Source organism: Pseudomonas sp. RIT-PI-q, from assembly GCF_001297125.1.
In the GTDB taxonomy this organism is placed as follows: Bacteria; Pseudomonadota; Gammaproteobacteria; order Pseudomonadales; family Pseudomonadaceae; genus Aquipseudomonas.
Window position 1 is genome coordinate 85,244 of record NZ_LHPC01000027.1, and the last position, 19,571, is coordinate 104,814.

A 19,571-nucleotide genomic window follows, 5' to 3' on the forward strand; every position below is an offset into this window, starting at 1 on the left:
AAAAAATCTTCAGCGGTGATAACGCCGCACCACGCTGCTGTTTTTCAGCACATGGCCTTTGATTTTTTCCAGCAGTTGCGCGCGCGTCAGCCCGGCGGGCAACGCCTCTGGCGCCAGGTCCAGGGCATACAGCTGAATAATGTAGTGGTGCGCACTGTCGCCAACCGGAGGGCAAGGGCCGACATACGTCGTGGTGCCTTTGCTGTTGGTGCCGCCCACGCCTTCGAGGCCCGGTTTGGCGCCGACGCCGGCCGGGATCTGGTGCGTAGTGGCCTTGATTCCGTAATGCACCCAGTGATCGACCCCTTGTCCTTTCTGGCCATCGGGGTCGTGCATGACAATGGCGTAGCTGAGCGTGCCTGCGGGGCCGGTGTTCCAATTGAGCGCCGGCGAAACATTATGCCCGCCGCAGCCCGGGGCATCGCTGGCAGCGGCCGAGGTGAACAGTCGATCATCGGTAACACCTGGGATGTTCAGGGTGAAACGTTCCTGGGCCTGCGCCGGAAATTGCACGCAAAGGGCGACTGCAATGGCCGCCAGCCAAGGGTTCAGAGAGGTCAATCGGGTCATACCGGAACACCTTTTGCGGGTGGGGCCGTCGTCGGCGAGCAAACTATAGCTGGACCGTTCGTGCGGTGGCAGTGGGAATTGGCTGAACCTCGAGATAAGCGCCAAACTCTTAACTGAAACGCCTGCCTGGAGAGCGATCATGGCACTGCACCGCGTCGCCCGTTTTGCCGATGTGCCCGAGAACCGAGGCCTGGAAGTTCAGATCGCGGACACCAAAATCGTCTTGCTGCGGGTTGGCGATCAGTTGCGCGCCTATCAGGGTGAATGCCCCCACGCCGGGGCACCATTGGCCGAAGGTGCGCTGTGCCACGGACGGCTGATCTGCCCGTGGCACAAGGCTGCGTATCGGATCGAGGACGGCGGGTTGTGTGAGCCGCCGTCCCTGGACAGCCTCAGGCGCTATCCCCTGGAAGTGCGTGATGACGAGGTCTGGGTCGACGATCAACCACTCTCGGACCCCCACACTCCGCCAGCCGACGATGAACGAACGTTTGTGATCATCGGCGCTGGCGCCGCAGGCACGGCGGCTGCGGCGGCGTTGCGCGAGAAAGGCTTCGGTGGCCGCGTGTTGCTGATCGACCGTGAAGCCGACACCGGTTACGACCGCACGGTCTTGAGCAAATTCGGGATTGCCGGGGAGATGCCACCGGAGGAAATCCCGCCATTGCGGGATGAAAGCTTGTACCGCGAGCAGCGGAGCGAGCGAGTGATTGGTGAAGTGACGAGCCTGGATGCCGCGAACCAGACGTTGCAGTTGGCCGACGGTCAATCATTGGGCTACGACGCCGCATTGCTCGCCACGGGTGGCATACCAAACCCTTTGACGCTGCCCGGCGCCGACCTGCCGCAGGTGTTCGTCCTGCGCTCGAAGGATCAGGCGCAGCAGATTCTGAACACGGCAAAACCCGGGCAACGGGCAGTGATCATCGGCGACAGTTTTATTGCCCTGGAGAGCGCTTCGTCCCTGCGTCAATACGGTCTGGAGGTCACCGTCCTGGCTCGCCACGCGGTGCCTTTCGCCAAGCAGTTCGGCGAAGCCGTCGGCAAGGCCATTCGCGCGCTGCACGAGGCCAACGGCGTGGTGTTTCATACGGAGGGCGAAGCCGCGCACATCGAAGGCACAACCCAGGTCGAAGCCGTGCGCCTGGACAACGGTCAACGGTTACCGGCGGACCTGGTGTTGGTCGGCATTGGCGTCAGCCCGGCCACCGGCGCGTTTACCGACCTGGCCATGGCAAAGGACCAGTCGCTTGAGGTCGACGGCGGGATGCGCGTGACCGATGGCCTCTGGGCCGCCGGCGATATCGCGACCTTCCCGCTTAACGGCCAGCCGCAACGCATCGAGCATTGGCGCCTGGCTCAGCAACAGGCGCGGATCGCGGCGGCGAACATGCTCGGCGGCGACGAGCATTACCTCGACGTGCCGTATTTCTGGACCTGGCACTTCGGCAAAAACTGCGACTGCCGCGGCCACGCCGAGGCCTGGGATGAGGTCGAGTTCAAGGGCGATCCTGAGCATCCACCCTTCATCGGCCTGTTTGGCAGGAACGGTGTGGTGGTGGCGGCGGTGGCCTGCGACGAAGAACGGGCGATGGCGATGCTCGCGGAACGGATGAAACAGCCGCTGTCGGTGGACGAGGCCTGGCGCCTGGTTCGGGAGTGAAACGCAATCTCCAGCGCTACACATCCTCTGTAGGAGCTGCCGAATGCTGCGATCTTTTGATCTTTGAACGTCAAAAGATCGCAGCCTTCGGCAGCTCCTACAGGGGTCATGTCCAAGTTCAATTGCAAACCCCGGACAGCAAAACGCCCGGCGCCTGCATTGCACAGAGGCCGGGCGTTGCGTTGTAAGCCTTGGTTTTACTGGACCTGTTCAGGGCCGCTGAGTTTACTCATCACGAAGCCGACAAATTGTTCAACGGTCATTTTCTGGCCATTGAATTCCACCTGATTGTTGGCGTAATGCAGTTTGGTGACGATGTTGTTGCCGTCCAGTTTTGCGAACTGTGTACCGACCGCCATGCCGCCAAACATATCGGCGGTGGCCGTGGCTTGTTCGGCGATGAGCTTGGCGTCGGTCTGACCGTCGATTTCACTCTGCACGGTGAACAGGTCGACGAGCATTGGCTTGGACACTTGCACATTGATGTCCAGCAGCGCGATCAGCTGTTGGGTCAACTGGTCTGGCGGCAGGTCCATGGATTGCGGTTTGGTCAGGTCGAGCACCAGATTGGCGCGGCTTTCACCGTTGGCGGTGTTGAACGACAGGTTCTCCAGCGCAACCTGCGGGCCGGCGGCCAGCAGTTTCTCCAGACCGGTTTTCACCTGCGCCTCTTCCTCTGGGGTCAAGACCAGCTCGGGTGCCGGTTGACCCGCGGCAGCAGCCTCGGCGGCCGCCCGCTCGTAGGGCTGCAGTTTGGTCTGGTAAACCTGCATCAGCGACATGGTCGCCGGGATATCGAGGTTCTTCAGGCTCATGGCCATCTGCGCAGAACCGACGGTCTTGCCGTTCAAGGACACTTCGCCGATCTTGTAATCGGCGCGCCCCGAAGCGCTGGTGCCCGACTCTTCGGTCTGGTTCTTCATTTCAAACTTCTTCACGCCCAGTACCGACTGCTTGGCACCGAAGGTGGTCTTGCTGTCGGTCAGCTCCAGGGTGTTCTCGCCGGTGTAGTAACCGTAGGTGCTTTTGGTGAGGTTGCTGGCCACTGTCAGGCCGGTCAGTTCGATCTTCACTGGCGTCTGATCTTCGGCGACCGTGCTCAGGGTCAGGCTGTCCATGTAACCGTTGGCCTTGACCTTCTGCGCTTGAGCGTTGGCGGCGACATCAAGGTTCAGCCCGGAAAATTGCAGGTTCGACTTGGCGTCCAGCGCCAAGTCCAGCGGCAGCAGTTGCAGGGTGCCGTTGGTGGAATTGTCGTAACCGATGTTGACCACGCCGGTGAGCGGCGATTTGTCCTTGGCGGCAGCGAACCACTTCTCGGTGATCGGCGTCTTTTCCAGCTCGTAGTGACTGGTGGCCAGGACCGGCAGCAATTTCAACGACGTCAACCGCGAGAACGGCAGCGGGCCGTGCTCGATGTGATCGACGAACAGCAATTCGACAGGGGCCTCACCGAACATTTCGCCTTCGCCCTTGAGGCGGTAATGCGCGGTGCTGCTGAATACATTGCGCTCCAGCGACACCAGTTCCAGCGACGCCGTGCCGTTGGAACCGACCAGCGCGGCTTGCAGCTCTTTATTGGCGTCGGCGATCGAGGTATTCAGCACACCTTCGAGTTTGGTGCCGGTGTACCAGGCACCGCCGGCGCTGATTGCACCGATGGCAACGACGATTCCAAGAAGCACGCCTGCTGATTTATTCATGAATGACCCGATCGATGTCCGTTGTTGAAAGTGTGGTCGTCTTCCCTGAACCCTTGACGGGTTGCGGTCGCGACTGCGCTGAAAGTGCGGTGGAGATTAGCATCAGGCGCACTGGGCGACCCAATGATTAAAGGTTAAAGAGTGTCTATGGACCGCGCAGGGAGGGCGAGAGTTCGGCGGTCATGAAATCGCCTTCGCGGGCAAGCCTCGCTCCTACAGGATTTGTGTCGTTCACAAATATCGCGCACGACAATAAACCTGTAGGAGCGAGGCTTGCCCGCGAAGGCGTCCGTCCAACCAACACAGAATCAGGAATACTGCACTTCAATCTCATCAAGCTGATGATCAAAGCTTTTCAGCCGCGCGGTCCAGGTATACACCAGCACTTCGAAATCCCGGTTGATCACCGCCCCGCCCGTTACTTCCGCGCGCGGGTCGCAGAAGTCCAGTTGATAGCGTTCGCGGGCCATGGCCGTGGCGACATCGGAGAGTTCGCGGGCGTTGTTGAGCCAGTGCCGGCCGTCGTCGGCGATTTGCCTGTCCAACTCCAGGCATTGCTTCTTGAGCGATTCGAGGCTTTTTTCCAGTGGCGTGCCGGTCAGTTCGCCCATGACTTCCTGGAACGTGCGCCCCGGTTGCCAGTAGCTGCCCCAGAAATACCGGTCGAACACCGTTTCGACGCGGCGCAAAGCCACTTTGGTGTCCCAGATCAGCACCAGGGTCTTGCCGCGTTCGCACTGTCTTTTTTTGACGCGTTGACCCTGCACCGTCGCCACCGCCACCACGACGATCGCCATCACGGCAATCAGGGCTGAAGCGCTGTCGAGAAACACCAGAGCCTTGTCGATCTGGTGGGCCAGCATGATGCCGTAGAAATAGGTGGCCGACAGCAGGACCAATGCCGTAATTGCGCACCAGAAGCCGGGAGCATAAGGGTTTTTCATTATTAGAGTCCCCATGACCAACGCGAGCCTTGATTGATGAGTTCGCCGCGCGATCTCATCAAGTCAAAGCATAGCAACGGCCTCAGGGTTTGCCGGAGTTCGTGGCTTGCGTTCGTCCGCTTTCCCAGCCACCGCCCAGTGCCAGGAACAAATCGATCTGGCTCATGGCAACTTGCGTGTTGGCCGAGGCCAGTTGCGCCGTGACGTCGGTGTAGGTGCGGGTGGCTTGCAGGTCTGCAAGGAACGACGCGCGGCCAGCCTGGAAGAAGCGGTGGGTCTGGTCTGCCGCCAGTTGCGCCGATTGCTCGGCGTCCGCTAGCGCATCGCGGCGTTGCAGCAACGCCGAGTATTGGGCCAGGCCGGTCTGGGTTTCGCGGATGGCGTTGAGCACCACGCCGTCGAAATGCGCCAGTGCGCCCTGAGTCGTCGCTTCGGCCTCACGGATGCGTGCGCGGGAGCCGTTGGACGGCACGGTCCAGGTCAGCAACGGGCCGAAGCCCCAACGGTTGGTCGACGGCTTGCCGAGGTTTTCCAGAATGCCGACGGTGCCAACGGTCGCGCCGATGCTGATGTCCGGGTACAACTCGCCGGTGGCGATGCCGATGCCGGCGGTCGCGGCGGCCAGTCGACGCTCGGCCTGACGGATGTCGGGGCGACGCTTGAGCAACGTGGCGCCGTCACCCACCGGCAACAATTGGGCAATTTTCGGCAGCTCCGCGCAGTCGCTGGTGCCGGCCGGCAATTGGTCGACCGGTTTGGCCAACAGCATCGACAAACGGAACACTCCGGCCTGACGCGCCGCTTCATAACGCGGCAGGTCGGCACGCAAGGATTTGAATTGGGTCTGCGAGCGGGTGACCTGGGTTTCATCGCCACGCCCGGCGTCGCGCAAACGCTGGATCAGCGTCGTGCTCTGGGCTTGCAAGTCGAGGGAATGCTCGGCGATTTCCCGTTCTTCGTTGGCCGCGCAGACCTGGGTGTAAGCCCGTACCACGTCCGCCACCAAGGTGATGCGTGCGGTATCCGCCGCCGCTTGCGTTGCATCGGCATTGGCCTTGGCCGCCTCGATGCCACGCTGCAACGTGCCGAACAGGTCGAACTGATACGAGGTGGCGATGCCGATGTCGCCAACGTTGGCCACCGGCACTTTTTCCGGGATCAGAAACGCTTCGCCGGACTCCTGCAAACGCTGCGCGCCGATCTTCACGCCGCCGCTCCAACCGCCCGCTGCTTGAGCTTCGTCGACTTGGGCACGAGCCCGGGACAGGCTCGCCGCGGCCACGCGCAAATCGGTGTTGGAGGCCATCGCCTGCTGGACCAATTGGTCGAGGCGCGGGTCCTGGTACAAGCGCCACCAATCACTCGGCACAGGCGCGGAGACGACATTTTTGCCGTTCACCGCCAAGTCGCCCTGCAAGTCTTCGCGGTGCACGGCGGCTTCGTCCGGCAAATGATAATCCGGCCCGACCACCTGGCAGGCCGACAGCAGCAAGCCTAATCCGGCGACCGCCAAACCCGAGGCCCTGCTCATTTCGCCGGCTCCTGCTGGTGGTCGTCAATAATAGAAACCGTGGCCGTGCGCCCGGCAATCATGCGGAAATCCGCCGGCACGTCGTCGAAGGCGATCCGCACCGGAATCCGCTGGGCCAGTCGCACCCAACTGAACGCCGGGTTGACGTTGGGCAGCAGGTTGCTACCGCTGCTGCGGTCGCGGTCTTCGATGCCGGCGACGATGCTTTCCACGTGGCCGCGCAGTCGCGCACGGTCGCCGATCACCCGAATGTCGACGCTCTGGCCGATGTGAATACCGTCCAGTTTGGTTTCTTCGAAATAGCCGTCGATGTGGAACGAATTGCTGTCCACCACCGACAACACCGGCCGCCCGGCCGAGACGAATTCCTGGTTGCGCGGCGCACGGTCGTTGACGTAGCCGTCCACCGGGCTGCGGATGGTCGAGCGGTCGAGGTTGAGCTGAGCGCTGTCCACTGCCACCTGGGCCTCCATCAGCGCCACCTCGGCGCGGGCAACCCGCGACTGGCTTTCTTCCAGTTGCTCGCCGGGCACCAGATTGCCCAGGCCACGGTTACGCTTGGCTTCGCGCTGCGCCTGAGCCAGGGTTTCCTGCCGGTCGGCGACGGCCGCTTTCGCTTGGCGCAGGGCCAGTTTGAAACGGTCCTGGTCGATGCTGAACAGCACCTGCCCGCGCTTGACCAACTGGTTATCGCGCACCTCCACGTGCTGGATCAGCCCGGACACGTCCGGGGCGATCTGCACGATGTCGGCACGGATGTGCCCGTCACGCGTCCAGGGCGCGAACATGTAATACATCACCATGCGCCAGACCACGACAACGGCGAAGGTCACGATCAGCAGGGTCAGGACCACGCGGCCGATGGTCAAAAAAGGTTTTTTCATGTCATCAGGTATCGACTGAGTGAGTCCACGGCGCCAAGGAGCAAGGCGTAGAGAGCCACGTTGAACAATGCCCGGTGCCAGACCAGACGGTAAAAGTGCAGGCGCGTGAGCAACCCGTGCACCAGCAGGTAAAACACATACGTGATGCCCATCAGCACCAGCAGCGTGGGCAGGAACACCCCGCTGATATCCAGATCACCGATCATAAAGGCGCTCCATCGATGCCATGGGGCAGCGGTTCTTCGAGGTCACCCGTGCCGACAAATTCCACCCCCGGCAACAGCGACAGACGCAGGCCACTCAAGGCGTGCAACAAATGCAGGCGCGCACCGTCATCGCACTCGCGGTTCAGCGCGCGACGCGCTCGGTCCATGGTCATCAGCAACGCGCTCGGTGCCGGCAGACGCTCGCCAGCCTTGAGGCAGGCTTTGAAATAGTCGCCGACTTCGGCCACCACTTGATGCAACAAGGCTTGCGGAACGCCAAACACACGCGGCGTATAAGCGAGCAAATCCAGCAGGTTCAGCGCCGTGCGGACTTCGCGCAGCGCAATGCCGGTGTCCTGGCCGGTGATGGCCAAACGCGGCAAGTGCTGCATCAGGCGATCGAGCATCTGCACGCCCAGGTGCCGGTGTTCGGACAGCGTGGCCGGTTCGGTGAGGCTGACAATGTCGCGCCAGCTAAACCGGGTCAGGCGCTTGGCCGCCAGTTCCGCACCGAACGGCCGGGCGATCAGGGTCCAGACAAACGCGAACAGCAATCCGACGGGACCGGCCAGGTTGGAGTTCACGAAACTGAGGAAATCCGCGTCGTAGGCGCCCTGAATGCTGATGAAGGACGAGGTGTTGACCAGGGTCAGCAGCATGCCAAGGTAAAACTGCGGCTTTACCGTCAGGGTGCCGACGCAGATGAACGGCACCGCGAACGCCAGCACCAGCATAGGGAAATCATGCAGGTTGGGCAGGATCAGAAACAGATAAAGACTGGCGAACAACACCGACATCGCCGTCCAGAAAAAGAACCGGTAAATCTGCGGCGCCGGGTCGTCCATCGAGGCGAAAAAACTGCACGCCACCGCCGCCAAAATCACTGCGGCGCCACCGTCGGTCCAGCCGAGCAAAATCCACAGCACCGAGGCGACGATGATTGCAGTGACCGTGGACGCGGCGGAATAAAGCATCAGCCCATGATCGAGAAACGGCGATAGCCGACCGAGGCGCCAGTGCCGATACACCGCACGCCAACTGTCCTGGCTTTCGCACTGGATAGCGTATTGCAGGCTGCGGCAGTCTTGCCACACATCGATCCACTCGCCGAGGCGATACAGCGCGTTGGAGAACAGCAGCTGCTTGCGATCGTCCAGCGCCTCGGCACTCGGTTGCAGGGCTTCGAGCTGATTTTTCAGCGCCTGCCAGCGTTCGATGTCGGCGTCGTTGTGTTGGAGCCATTCGCAGGTTGCGGTCAGCAGCGGCGCGAACCTGGCCACCAGCTCCGGCGTGCGCCGCTCAAGGGCGTAGAGCGCATCGTCGAGGGCGTCGATCACCGGCAACAGGTGAATCATTCGCCCGCGCAATTCCTTGGTGTTGCGCACGGTTTGTGGCCGTGCGCCCTCGTGAGGCAACTGGCCGATCATCAATTCCAGGGTGTTGAACGTGGCGACCATCGACGAACGCAGCGCACTGACTTCGTCCGGCTGCACGTTGCGACTGAGAAACCGCAGGCTGTAGGTCGAAGCATCGGCAAACCATTTGCTTACCGAATCATTGAACACTGGCGCCAGCCGTCGCGGCCAGAACATCGCGCCGACCACCGCCGCCACGGCGATGCCGAGGAAGATTTCTTCAGTCCGCGCTTCGGCGATGTCCCACACCGCCAACGGGTTATCCACGACTGGCAAGGCAATCAGCGGCAAGGTGTAGCCGGCGAGCATCAGCGCGTAATTGTTGGCGGTGCGCAGGTGCATTGAAAGGAACAGCAACGTCCCGGTCCACAGCGCAATCACCACCACCAGCACATAAGGACTCTGGACAAACATCGGCACGAAAAAAACCGCTGCCGCCGCACCGAGCAAGGTGCCGACAGCGCGGTACAACGCCTTGGAACTGGTCGGGCCGACAAACGGGCTGGAAACGATGTAGACCGTGGCCATCGCCCAATAGGGCCGGGGCATTTGCATGAGCATGGCGATGTACAGCGCGATCATCGATGCCGCGAACGTGCGTACACCGTAGAACCAGTCCCGCGCCGGGGGCATGCCGGTAAAAAATCCGTTCAAGGGTTGGCCACCGGCAGATGATTGGCCGCCTCAAAGGCTCTCAGTACCCGCAGCGCCGCTTCCAGATCACCCTGATCGATGCCTTCAAGCACCTCATGACGCAAGCGCACCAGCTCGACCTCAACGGCCTGCACCAGTTCACGACCGGTCTCGGTCAGGCTCAGGCATTTGGCGCGTCGGTCATGGGCGTCTTCGGTGCGACGCACGTAGCCGGCATGACACAGCTGATCCAGCAGACGCACCAGCGACGGACTCTCCATCCCCGCCGCCTGCGCCACCGTCACCTGCCGCACACCCTCGCCCAAGCGCCCGATCATCAACAACGGAACGGCACAGGCTTCGGAAATTCCATAGTTGACCAGCGTGGTCTGGCAGATCTTCCGCCAATGCCTGGCGGCCACCACCATGGAGCTGCTGATGTTCATCTGGAGAGCGTCGAGGTTCTTCGGCACGGGGGGAATGCACACACTGTTAGTTTGCTAACTATCAATATGACATTTGGGGGGAAAGTTGGTCAAGTTTTGAAACAATTCAAATGTGGTGGTGCGCGTTTCTACAGATCATCAAAGCTGGTCGCTTCGGTAATTTCTTGTCTGCGTGTAGGTATCAACGCCGCAAGGTTGGAATCATCCAGGCGCACCAGCATCGCTTCATAGTTATCCTTTGAAACCAGATAGGCCTTGATCTGATTGTCATCCAGCAGTGCGATTGGCCCAGTTTGAGCTTCTCGCATGGTCGCTCTGATGTTCCTGGCGAACTCAGAGGCGCTGATGATCCTTTCTGCTAAAACGCGCTGCATGACTCATGTCTCGTCGTTGGGTTTATTCCCTATGGAAGCTACTTCAGTCGCGTTCATCGCTCTTGGAAAACCTGTGACGAGATTTTTCGCGCAGTTTTTACACCCCCCGCCCCTTCCGCAACAACACATCCAACTGATCCACTACCTCAGCCCAATCCGCGTCATCCAGAATCTCATCGCGCAAAAATTCCGCCTGGCTCTCGGTCCAGAAAAACGCATCCGCCAGGTGCAATTCAGGCTTGAGCGGTGAATGCGTGGCGATGAATTGGTCGATGCTGACCGGATCGTTGTCCAGGCCGAGTTGTTTGAACAGCGATGGGAGGCTGTGGGTTGGGGATTCCATGTCGGGCTCCTTGGTAGTGACTTGATGATTGGGTGACTGCTGCGCAGTCATTCGCGGGCAAGCCTCGCTCCTACAGGTAATCGCGTGATCCTGTAGGAGCGAGGCTTGCCCGCGAAGGCGTTGTAACGGCTGCCGCAAAACTTACTGACTCAACTCGCACACCTCGGCATGCGGCACCATTTTCAGGAATTCCGGCATGCTCATGTGCAGCAGATTGTTGTGGTTACCCGCCTCCAGATAGATGTCTTTCTGCCGGGTCAGCAGTGGGTCGATGACCATGTTCAGGCCATAGGATTCGCCCAATGCAGGCACGGCACCGCGTTCACAGTCGTCGAACAGGTGCGGCAAATTGCTTTCCCGGGTCACCTGCCATTCACCGCTGCTGCGTACTTTACTCAGGTCCAGGTGACGGCTCGCTGGCAACACGGCCATCAGGTAATGACCATGGTGGTCATCGAGGATCACCGATTTGGCCACCCGTTCGGCAGGAATGCCCGAAACCCGAGCCGTTTCAAGGCTGCTGGCCGAGTGTGGGTGGGTGACGATGTCATATTCGCATTGAGCCTTTTCCAGGCTTCTCTGCACGGTTCTTGCCATACGCATGATGCACCTCGGTGTCCGCAAACAGCTTGGGGCGGACGATGGTTAAACCTTTTTACTCCATTGAAAGTCTAGGCCCGCTGGCGCAATTGCGCGGGAAATCTGCCCGTCGGCCGAGGTCGACAATTGAGCAAAATTCATACAACCCACAGCTCGACTAAACTGTATGTAACGTGGATTGCCTGAATTGGCACGGTGCTCTCAGGTTTATCGCGAGCGAGCTCGCTCCTACAGGAGGGTCACGTGAACATTCGTTGCTGTGCAGTTGCGCTGCTGTTGGCCTTGAGCGGATCGGTTTTCGCGGCGGACACGGTTGTGCTGCTGGTTCCCAACCCTATCGGTATCTGGCTGATCACCTTTGGCATCGCGTTTCTGATCGCCGAGGCGGCGTTGCCCAACTACGGCGTGATCGGGTTGGGCGGCATTGTGATGTTCGTGATCGGTGCGGTGATTCTGACCAACACCGAAGTGCCCGTGCCGTTGATGATCGGCCTGGGACTGGTGAGTGCCCTGCTGCTGATTTTCCTGCTCATCCACGCCCTGAAAACCCGACCACGCGCAAACGTCAGTGGCGATGCAGGACTGGTGGGCAGCGTGACCCCGGTGATGTCGCTGGCAGGCAATGCCTACAACGGCTGGGTACATCTGCAAGGTGAAAAGTGGCAAATACTCAGCGCCACGCCGCTGCAACCCGGGCAACGGGTCCGGGTGGTGGCACGCAAGGGATTATTGCTGGAAGTGGCCGCGGCTGACGCGGCGCCGGGTGGAGAATAACCATGGGCCTGCAACTGGGTTTTGCCGCGCTGCTGTTACTGGTGATTGCACTGGCGGGGTCGACCTTTCGCATCCTGCGCGAATACGAGCGCGGGGTGGTGTTCCAGCTCGGGCGCTTCTGGCAGGTCAAGGGCCCCGGCCTGATCCTGCTGATTCCGGTGGTCCAGCAAATGGTTCGTGTCGACTTGCGCACCGTCGTCCTCGATGTACCGCCGCAAGACGTGATCACCCGCGACAACGTCTCGGTCAAGGTCAACGCCGTGCTGTATTTCCGAGTCCTGGATCCGCAGAAGGCAATCATTCAGGTCGAAGACTTTCTCATGGCCACCAGCCAACTGGCGCAAACCACCTTGCGCGCGGTGCTCGGCAAACATGAACTCGATGAACTGCTGGCCGAGCGCGAACGCCTGAACATCGACATCCAGCAAGTGCTCGACGCCCAGACCGATGCCTGGGGCATCAAGGTCGCCAACGTCGAGATCAAGCACGTGGATCTCAACGAATCGATGATCCGCGCCATCGCCAAACAGGCCGAAGCCGAGCGGGAACGGCGGGCCAAGGGGAGCCACGCCGCAGGTGAATTGCAGGCCTCGGAAAAACTCATGCAGGCCGCCGAAATGCTCGGCCGCCAGCCGGGTGCCATGCAACTGCGCTACATGCAGACGCTGAGTTCGATTGCCGGGGACAAGAGTTCGACCATCGTGTTTCCGCTGCCGATCGAGTTGCTCAAGGGCATGGCAGATTTGTCGTCGAAACCTTGAGCAATCAGCGTTTCGCGGAAACCGTTTGAACCCTCGGTCACCGGCTCAATGCAGGATGAACAATCGTGCGTTGGCGCCACCGGCCCGGGTTTCGCCAACGCTCTGCCAGCCTGCGGGCCACGGCGCGAACTCGTCCGGCACATCCACCGTGCCGATCAACCACACTCGACCCGTGCCTTTGGGCAAGCCGTCGAGGTGATCCAGGTAAATGTCCTGGGTCACCAGCGTGCCAAACCCATAGGCATTCGGCCGGCTGGAAGCGCCATTGGCTAATGGCGGGGTGTACAGCATCGGTTTGGCGTCGGTGCGGTTGTAATAGACGTAGCTGAGATACCAGAGCATGTCGCTGGTGACGATCCGGTCGCCGGTCACAAAATGCTGGTTCACGTAGTCGACCATGACGCTGATCTGATCATTGGTATCCACCGTGGCGTTGTTCTTCAGGCCCACCAGCTCAACGCCGACAAACAGCACCAGCACCGTCAATGCCAGCACCCGAAAACCTGAGTACAGGCGATCAATCGCCAGCGCGGCAATCATCGGCAACCCCAGGGCATAGGCCGTCAGGTAGCGCTCAATGAACACCGGCGTGACAAACGAAACCCCAAATACCAGCAGCAACGGCAACGCCGTGTAGATCACCAGCAGAACACTGCCACGAAAGACGCTGCGATCCCGCGCCAGCGCCACGCCCGCAATGGCCAGTAACGCCAGCGGCAGCGCGATAAAGATCGGCGTCGGCAGGTTCTCGCCGTCGTCCTGGATCAGGAACGACCAGATCATCGAGGGCAATGAGCCGAACGTGACAGGCATCTCCCACCCGACGTCGCCATTGGCTTTGAGCTGATCCATGTGTTGAATCAGATCGATCAGGCTCGGCACCCACGGCAGGTACAACAACACAATCGCCACGTTCGCCAGCCACCAGTCGGAACGTTGGATATGCCGCAAGCGATAACCTGGCTGTACGCGGATCAGCCCCAGATATAGCCAGTGACAGAGTACACACAGGGCGGTGAAGTAATGGGTGTAGAACGCGGCACTCATGAGCAGCACATACGCCACCAGATATCGCCTGCGCTGGGGGTGTCTGATCCAGTAGGCCAGGGCAATCGTCGCGCCGATCAACCACAGGCCCAGCAGCGAATACATCCGCACTTCCTGGCTGTAACGCACCGCCGTGGGCAGCAGCGCCAGCAGGAAACCGGTCAGCAGCGCAGCACGGCGCGGGGCGAGTAAGTCCATCAGCCAGACGCCGAGCCACACCGTGACAATCCCGGGCAGTGCGCTGAGGCAGCGGATCGAAAAAATGCCGTCGCCGAACAGCTCGACCCAGCCATGCAGCAACATGAAATACAGCGGTGGGTGCACGTCATGCGCGGCGTGCACCCAGATGTCGGCCAATGAATATTGGCTCAACAGCAGACTCGACCCTTCGTCGCCCCAGATGGCCGCCGCCGTCAGGTCGTAGAAACGCACCAGCGCAGCCAACGCCAGAATTGGCAACAGCCAGTGCTGCTGCGCCCATCGCAACCAGCGCTGAACAATCGCCCAGACGCCGGGCGCCGCGTGCGGACCCTCAGTACCGTCAAGCGGCGTTTCTCTGCGCGCCTCCATTGCCTCTCCCCAAAACGGCCCGAACCACAAAGCCTGTTGATCACTTTAGGGCGACGCAAGTTCGTCGTCGATGCTGGCTTTGCGATCGATGACATTTGGCAAGCATGATGATCATCAGTCTGGCGTCGTGCGGATAGAAATGTGTTGTTTCAAAAAGCCAAGTTTTTCAGGGCAGTTGATTCACTCGCTCCCATTGAGTCGATCGGTACTTAATCCCACACGAATTTGGGAGGCTCCGTTCAAGCTGAACCGAAATCGGCGATAGACACATTAGCGGCCTGGCAGCACGCCAACACGTCCACCTCACCTCAGCAATATTCACTAATAACTGAGGCCAGGATCACCTTGACCATCGAACATGAAAATGCACAAAACTAGCCTGCCGGCACTGGAAATTGTCCAGTCGAGTAGGCCTTGATCAGTTGAGTATTGACGTGCATGACGCACCCAATTTAGGATCAGCTCACTACTCAACCCCGTACGCAGAGATTTGGTTCTCTGGCAGTTGGGGTGAGAAAACCGGCTTCGGCCGGTTTTTTCGTTTCTGAGGATTGGATTTGTGCGCACTGCGTTCTTTGTTGACGGCTACAACGTGTTTTATGGGTTGCTGGCAGGCACACCTTCCCGCGCTAAAGGCAATCCGAGAGGATTTCCCTCAGATGACAGTGGGTATCGTTCTTCCATGCTGGACTGGGTTAAAACGCTCGCCACCCGGCTCGCTAATAGAGCATTCCCACTGGATGCGCCGAGTCGTCTCCTCAGAAGAGTTGCAATTGCACCAATTTCCAGATCGAGTACCCACTCGCAAAGCGCCCGCTATCAAGCCGGGTTACTGGTGACGATATCCGCCACCGGATACACCGATTCCCATCCCCCACCCAACGCCTTGTACAACCCGACCATCGCCAGCGAAACCGCGGTCGAACTCTCCACAAGTTGCTCCTGTGTTGCCAGCAACGCGCCCTGCACCGTCAGCACGTTGACGAAATCCACCACCCCTTCCACGTACTGCTGTTGCGCGGTACGCAGGGCTATCTGGTTTTGGCGCACGGCTTCGGCGAGGCTGTCGCGGCGCAGTTGGCTGGCGTTGTAGGTCGTTAGTTGATCGTCGATTTCATGCCAGGCGCGCAGTACGGTTTGCTGGTAGGCGATGGCGGCTTCCTGTTGTTGGGCTTCGCGCAAGTTCAGGACGCCGCGCAAGCGTCCACCGTCGAACAGCGGCAGGCTCAATTGCGGGCCGATGCCGAACGAGCGCGAGCCCCAGGAGCCAAAATCACTCAGCTGCATGGCTTGTGAACCGACATTGCCCGAGAGGGTGATCCGCGGATAAAAATCGCCCTTGGCCACGCCGATGCTCGCGGTGGCGGCGTGCAGGCGCGCTTCGGCCTGGCGGATGTCCGGACGGCGTTCGGCCAGTTGCGACGGCAAGCCGATGGCGACCTGACGCGGAGTTTGCGGCACGGGGGCGTCTGTGGATAACTCGGCAGACAATGCCTGGGGTGGCTCGCCCATCAGCAGGCTCAGCGCGTTGATCAGTTGCGATTGGCGCTGCTCCAGGGCTGGCAGGCGTGACTCGATGGCGGCGACTTGCGCGGCAGCTTCTGCAACGTCCAGATCGGTAGCGACACCGTCGGCCAGACGCAACTGCGAGAGTTTCAGGCTATGGCGGGCGACCTCGAGATTCTGCTCGGTGACCGCTCGTGTACTTTGCACGCCGCGCAGCTGGATGTAGTCCTGAGCGGTTTCGGCGAGCACTGATAGCAGCACGCTGCGTCGGTCGTTTTCCGCCACTTCCAGGGTCGCGTCGGCGGCTTCGGTTTCCCGGCGCACGCGGCCCCAGAAATCCAGTTCCCAGGACGCGGAGAAGCCTGCGTCCCACAGGTTGAACGCCGAGTTGCCATTGTTCCCAGACGGATCATTCAGGCCTTCGCCGCTGTTGCGCTTACGCCCGTAGCTGCCTGTGGCTGCGGTGTTGGGATAGCGGTCGGCGGTGACAACCTGACGCACGGCGCGGCTTTGCTGCAAACGGCTGCTGGCGAGTTGCAGGTCGAGGTTGTCGGTCAGTGCGCGTTGGGTCAGGGCCGAGAGTTTCGGGTCGTGGAACACTTCCCACCAGCGTTCGTCCATGGTTTCGGCGACGGCTTGGCTGGCGGCGGCTTTTGACGGCTTCGACCACTCGGCGACTTGATGGGCCTGAGGTTTGTGGAAGTCCGGACCGACGGTGCAGGCTGAAAGGCTCATGACGAGCACGGCACAGAAGGTTAGTGGAGGCAGCCGGCCTCTTCGCGAGCAAGCCCGCTCCCACACTTGATCTTCTTTTGTACATAAAGTGTTGGCACCCAGCAGATCAAATGTGGGAGCGGGCTTGCTCGCGAAGGCGTCAGCCCAGTCAACGAAAGTCTTCATCGTTGCGCAACCTCATGCTCACCGGTACTGCCAGTATCAATACTCGCCTCCACCGACATCCCCACCCTCAACCGCTCAGCCAACCGCTGCCCCGGCTCCAGCACGATCTTCACCGGAATCCGCTGCACCACCTTGGTGAAGTTGCCAGTCGCATTGTCCGGTTTCACCGAAGCGAAGGTCACGCCGGTAGCCGGTGCGATACTCTCGACGCGCCCCCGCAAGGCTTCGCCGCCGAGGCTGTCGACGCGCACCTGCACGTCCTGCCCCGGCTGCACATCGGTCAGCTGGGTTTCCTGAAAATTGGCGACCACATAGGCCTGCGCCAGCGGCACCACCGCCAGAATCTTGCTGCCCGGCGTGACATACGCGCCGACACGCACCGCGCGTTCGCCGACCATGCCGTCTTGAGGCGCGACGATTCGCGTATAGGACAGCTCGAAACTGGCGATTTCCAGCGCCGCTTGCGCTCGTTTCAGCTCACCTTCAGCGGCGTCACGCTGGGCGGTAAGAATCTCCACCTGCTTGCGTTCCGCCGCCAATACGGCCGTCACGTTGGCCAGCCGAGCGCTGGCTTGATCAATGCGAGTCCGTGCTTGCTGAGCGTTTTGCACCGTGCCGGCACCAACACCGGCCAGGTGGTTGTAGCGGCTCAATTCATGTGCGGCAAAGTCCATTTCAGCCTTGGCCGAGACGACGGTGGCTTGCGCCTGGGCGATCACCGAGCTCTGGCGCTCAAGCGTCGCGCGAGCATTTTGCAGGTGCGCCCTGGCCACCAGCGTTTGCGCGTCTGCGGCTTGCGCAGCGGCGCGCAAATCCCGGTCATCGATCAACGCCAGCAACTGCCCGGCCTTGACCTGCTGGTTGTCTTCCACCAGCACTTCCTTGATGAACCCGGCGACGCGCGGCACCACCAGCGTGAAGTCCGCCGAGACAAAAGCGTCGTTGGTGTTCTGTTGTGTGCGCTTGCCGAAAATACCGGGCGCCAGCAGGTAAACCAGTACGCCGATGGCTAACGCTGCGGCAACGCCGACAGCCACTTTTTGCTTTGCATGAGTCGTCATAAAAACCTTCAGTTTCAGTGGAGCAATCAAGTCGGCGCACGCGGTGGATACATTCGCGTCGGCAGCCAGAAAATCAGCAGGATCAGCGTCAGGGCGACGCCCGCCATGCACAGATAAAGATCCGAGGCCGTCAGCACCACGGCCTGCTCATGCAACCGATGAGCGAGGCCTGCACTCTCGCTGTCGGCCAGCGGTGAGTTGCCGAGGCTGTCCACCAACATGGTCGAATGAAAGTGCAACCTTGAAGTGGTCAACGCTTCGATCACACCGGTGGCAATCACCGCCGACAGACCTTTTACGGTGTTGAACCACGCCGACGCGAACGGCCCTTCCATCGGGCTGATGCTGCCGGTCGCGAGCATCAACAGCGGCAACACGGCCATGGGCTGACCGAAGATTTGCAGCAGTTGCAGCCCGTAGAAATCATCGCGAATCCACATCGATGTCAGCTGCGAACCGCCGATGCATGACAACGCCAGCATGCTCAGGCCGATCCCCAGCACCCAGCGGCAATCGACCCAACGCAGGTTGCACAACGCGGCCACCAAGGGCAGCGCGATCAGTTGCGGAAGCGCTGCCAACAGCATGATCGGCGCGGTCTGGATCGGGCGATAACCCTGGACCTGCGCCAGGTAACTCGATGGGATGATGATCACTGCCAGCAACACCACCAGCACGCCGGCCAGGGTCAGCAAGGCGAACGCCAGATTGCGGATGCCGAGCATCTGCATCTTGAAAAACGGGATCGGCTGCGACCACTCGTTGAGCAGAAACAGCACCAGCAACAGCAGCCCGCCGCCGAGCAATCCGCAGATCAGGTTGGACTCGAACCAGTCCAGCCGATTGCCCTGCAGGATGCCGATCACCAACATGCAAATCGCTGGAAACCCCAACAGCAAACCGAGCCAGTTGAACTGCTTGAAGCGCTCCAGCCGCAGCGGATCCTGAGGCAGACCGTAGGCCACTGCGAGCATGGCGATCAGGCACGGCGCGATGATTTGCCAGAAGGTCCATTGCCAGCCGACATGCTCGGTCCACAAACCGGCGAGCGGCGTGCCGAGGCCGGGACCAAACGTCGCCGTCAGGGCATACCCGGCCAGGCCGTACAGCTTCACGTTGGCTGGCAGAAAGCGTAGCGCGACGGTCATCAGCATCGGCGGCAACGCGCCGCCCGCCAGCCCCTGCAAGGTGCGCAGGAGCAACAGGCTTTCGTAGTTCGGCGCGAGTGGGCACAACACGCCGAGCAAGGTGAACGCGCCGATGGCGTACAGGGTGAAACGCCGCAACGAAAACGTCACCGCACACCACGGCGCGAAGGCCATGGCCGCTACCGAGGTCGCGGTGTAGCTGGCGACCAGCCAGGTGCCTTCGTCGTAGCCGATGGCCAACGCGCCGCGAATGTCGGCGAGAGCCACCTTGGTCACCATCTCGTTCAGGCCCGACACCAGCACGGCGAGCAAAACGCCCACCAGGCCGATGATGATCCGCAGACCGAACACCGGTGGTGTAACAGCTGCTGGGCTGGCCGCGGCGAAAGGTGCCGTGGCCGTGAGGGAAGTCATTGACTGCAAGCTCCGGGGTTTGAATACCGAAGCAGTTTAAGAAGTGCGGGGGCTGACGAAAATTGACTTATCGGCAGC

Annotated in this window: 18 protein-coding genes and 1 pseudogene; 4 read left to right on the forward strand and 15 right to left on the reverse strand. The window is 60.8% G+C overall.

Going from position 1 to position 19,571, the window contains the following annotated elements; translation table 11 throughout:
• Positions 1–9: 9 nt before the first annotated feature.
• A complete protein-coding gene (locus AEQ67_RS12315; protein ID WP_059404127.1) occupies positions 10–570 on the reverse strand; it encodes a YbhB/YbcL family Raf kinase inhibitor-like protein in 561 nt (186 codons plus the stop codon).
• A 139-nt stretch (positions 571–709) separates the two neighbouring features.
• Here AEQ67_RS12315 and AEQ67_RS12320 point away from each other — a divergent pair, with 139 nt between their 5' ends.
• The gene (locus AEQ67_RS12320; RefSeq protein ID WP_059404128.1) at positions 710–2,233 is read left to right on the forward strand and encodes an FAD-dependent oxidoreductase; all 1,524 of its coding nucleotides are present in this window, start codon (positions 710–712) and stop codon (positions 2,231–2,233) included.
• 197 nt (positions 2,234–2,430) lie between these two features.
• On the opposite strand, the gene AEQ67_RS12325 is transcribed toward AEQ67_RS12320, so the two are convergent.
• The 10 genes from AEQ67_RS12325 to AEQ67_RS12370 form a co-directional block, all read right to left on the reverse strand.
• Positions 2,431–3,936 carry a YdgA family protein gene (locus AEQ67_RS12325; RefSeq protein WP_059404129.1) on the reverse strand — a complete coding sequence of 502 codons (1,506 nt, stop codon included), beginning with the start codon at positions 3,934–3,936 and terminating at the stop codon, positions 2,431–2,433.
• Between the two features lie 308 nt (positions 3,937–4,244).
• Positions 4,245–4,880, reverse strand: a complete 636-nt coding sequence (locus AEQ67_RS12330) for a hypothetical protein (protein ID WP_059404130.1) — start codon at positions 4,878–4,880, stop codon at positions 4,245–4,247.
• Between the two features lie 82 nt (positions 4,881–4,962).
• Positions 4,963–6,411, reverse strand: a complete 1,449-nt coding sequence (locus AEQ67_RS12335; RefSeq protein ID WP_059404131.1) for an efflux transporter outer membrane subunit — start codon at positions 6,409–6,411, stop codon at positions 4,963–4,965.
• Entirely contained in the window at positions 6,408–7,295 is an 888-nt protein-coding gene (locus AEQ67_RS12340) for an efflux RND transporter periplasmic adaptor subunit (RefSeq protein ID WP_059404132.1), read from the reverse strand. Before AEQ67_RS12340 ends, AEQ67_RS12335 begins: the two co-directional genes overlap by 4 nt.
• Positions 7,292–7,501, reverse strand: coding sequence for a DUF1656 domain-containing protein (locus tag AEQ67_RS12345; RefSeq protein WP_059404133.1), 210 nt, complete (start codon positions 7,499–7,501; stop codon positions 7,292–7,294). The genes AEQ67_RS12340 and AEQ67_RS12345 overlap by 4 nt, the downstream gene beginning before the upstream one ends.
• Entirely contained in the window at positions 7,498–9,570 is a 2,073-nt protein-coding gene (locus AEQ67_RS12350) for an FUSC family protein (RefSeq protein ID WP_059404134.1), read from the reverse strand. The genes AEQ67_RS12345 and AEQ67_RS12350 overlap by 4 nt, the downstream gene beginning before the upstream one ends.
• Positions 9,567–9,995 carry a MarR family winged helix-turn-helix transcriptional regulator gene (locus AEQ67_RS12355; RefSeq protein ID WP_059404135.1) on the reverse strand — a complete coding sequence of 143 codons (429 nt, stop codon included), beginning with the start codon at positions 9,993–9,995 and terminating at the stop codon, positions 9,567–9,569. The genes AEQ67_RS12350 and AEQ67_RS12355 overlap by 4 nt, the downstream gene beginning before the upstream one ends.
• A 128-nt stretch (positions 9,996–10,123) precedes the next feature.
• Positions 10,124–10,369, reverse strand: coding sequence for a prevent-host-death family protein (locus AEQ67_RS12360; RefSeq protein ID WP_059404136.1), 246 nt, complete (start codon positions 10,367–10,369; stop codon positions 10,124–10,126).
• Positions 10,370–10,466: 97 nt separating this feature from the next.
• On the reverse strand, positions 10,467–10,712 hold the full coding sequence (locus tag AEQ67_RS12365; RefSeq protein WP_059404137.1) for a DUF2789 domain-containing protein: 246 nt from the start codon (positions 10,710–10,712) through the stop codon (positions 10,467–10,469).
• 141 nt (positions 10,713–10,853) lie between these two features.
• Positions 10,854–11,315: an aminoacyl-tRNA deacylase gene (locus AEQ67_RS12370; protein WP_059404138.1), complete on the reverse strand. Its 462-nt coding sequence runs from the start codon at positions 11,313–11,315 to the stop codon at positions 10,854–10,856.
• A 240-nt stretch (positions 11,316–11,555) separates the two neighbouring features.
• Here AEQ67_RS12370 and AEQ67_RS12375 point away from each other — a divergent pair, with 240 nt between their 5' ends.
• Together AEQ67_RS12375 and AEQ67_RS12380 are read left to right on the forward strand one after the other, a co-directional pair.
• Positions 11,556–12,086 (forward strand): NfeD family protein, encoded by a 531-nt coding sequence (locus tag AEQ67_RS12375; protein WP_059404139.1) that lies wholly within the window; start codon positions 11,556–11,558, stop codon positions 12,084–12,086.
• A gap of 2 nt (positions 12,087–12,088) precedes the next feature.
• Positions 12,089–12,847 (forward strand): slipin family protein, encoded by a 759-nt coding sequence (locus AEQ67_RS12380; RefSeq protein WP_059404140.1) that lies wholly within the window; start codon positions 12,089–12,091, stop codon positions 12,845–12,847.
• Between the two features lie 45 nt (positions 12,848–12,892).
• On the opposite strand, the gene AEQ67_RS12385 is transcribed toward AEQ67_RS12380, so the two are convergent.
• Positions 12,893–14,464, reverse strand: coding sequence for a glycosyltransferase family 39 protein (locus tag AEQ67_RS12385; RefSeq protein ID WP_059404141.1), 1,572 nt, complete (start codon positions 14,462–14,464; stop codon positions 12,893–12,895).
• A gap of 623 nt (positions 14,465–15,087) precedes the next feature.
• On the opposite strand from AEQ67_RS12385, the pseudogene AEQ67_RS36160 reads away from it, so the two are divergent.
• Positions 15,088–15,303: pseudogene (locus AEQ67_RS36160) on the forward strand (NYN domain-containing protein); the annotation flags it as partial.
• Here AEQ67_RS36160 and AEQ67_RS12390 read toward each other — a convergent pair.
• From AEQ67_RS12390 to AEQ67_RS12400, 3 genes are read right to left on the reverse strand one after another with little or no spacing between them, the layout of a single operon-like run.
• On the reverse strand, positions 15,284–16,870 hold the full coding sequence (locus AEQ67_RS12390; RefSeq protein WP_082377824.1) for an efflux transporter outer membrane subunit: 1,587 nt from the start codon (positions 16,868–16,870) through the stop codon (positions 15,284–15,286). The pseudogene AEQ67_RS36160 and the gene AEQ67_RS12390 sit on opposite strands and share 20 nt — an antisense overlap.
• The gene (locus AEQ67_RS12395; protein ID WP_059404142.1) at positions 16,867–17,931 is read right to left on the reverse strand and encodes an HlyD family secretion protein; all 1,065 of its coding nucleotides are present in this window, start codon (positions 17,929–17,931) and stop codon (positions 16,867–16,869) included. The genes AEQ67_RS12390 and AEQ67_RS12395 overlap by 4 nt, the downstream gene beginning before the upstream one ends.
• Before the next feature lie 26 nt (positions 17,932–17,957).
• Positions 17,958–19,493, reverse strand: a complete 1,536-nt coding sequence (locus tag AEQ67_RS12400) for an MFS transporter (RefSeq protein ID WP_059404143.1) — start codon at positions 19,491–19,493, stop codon at positions 17,958–17,960.
• Positions 19,494–19,571: the final 78 nt, after the last annotated feature.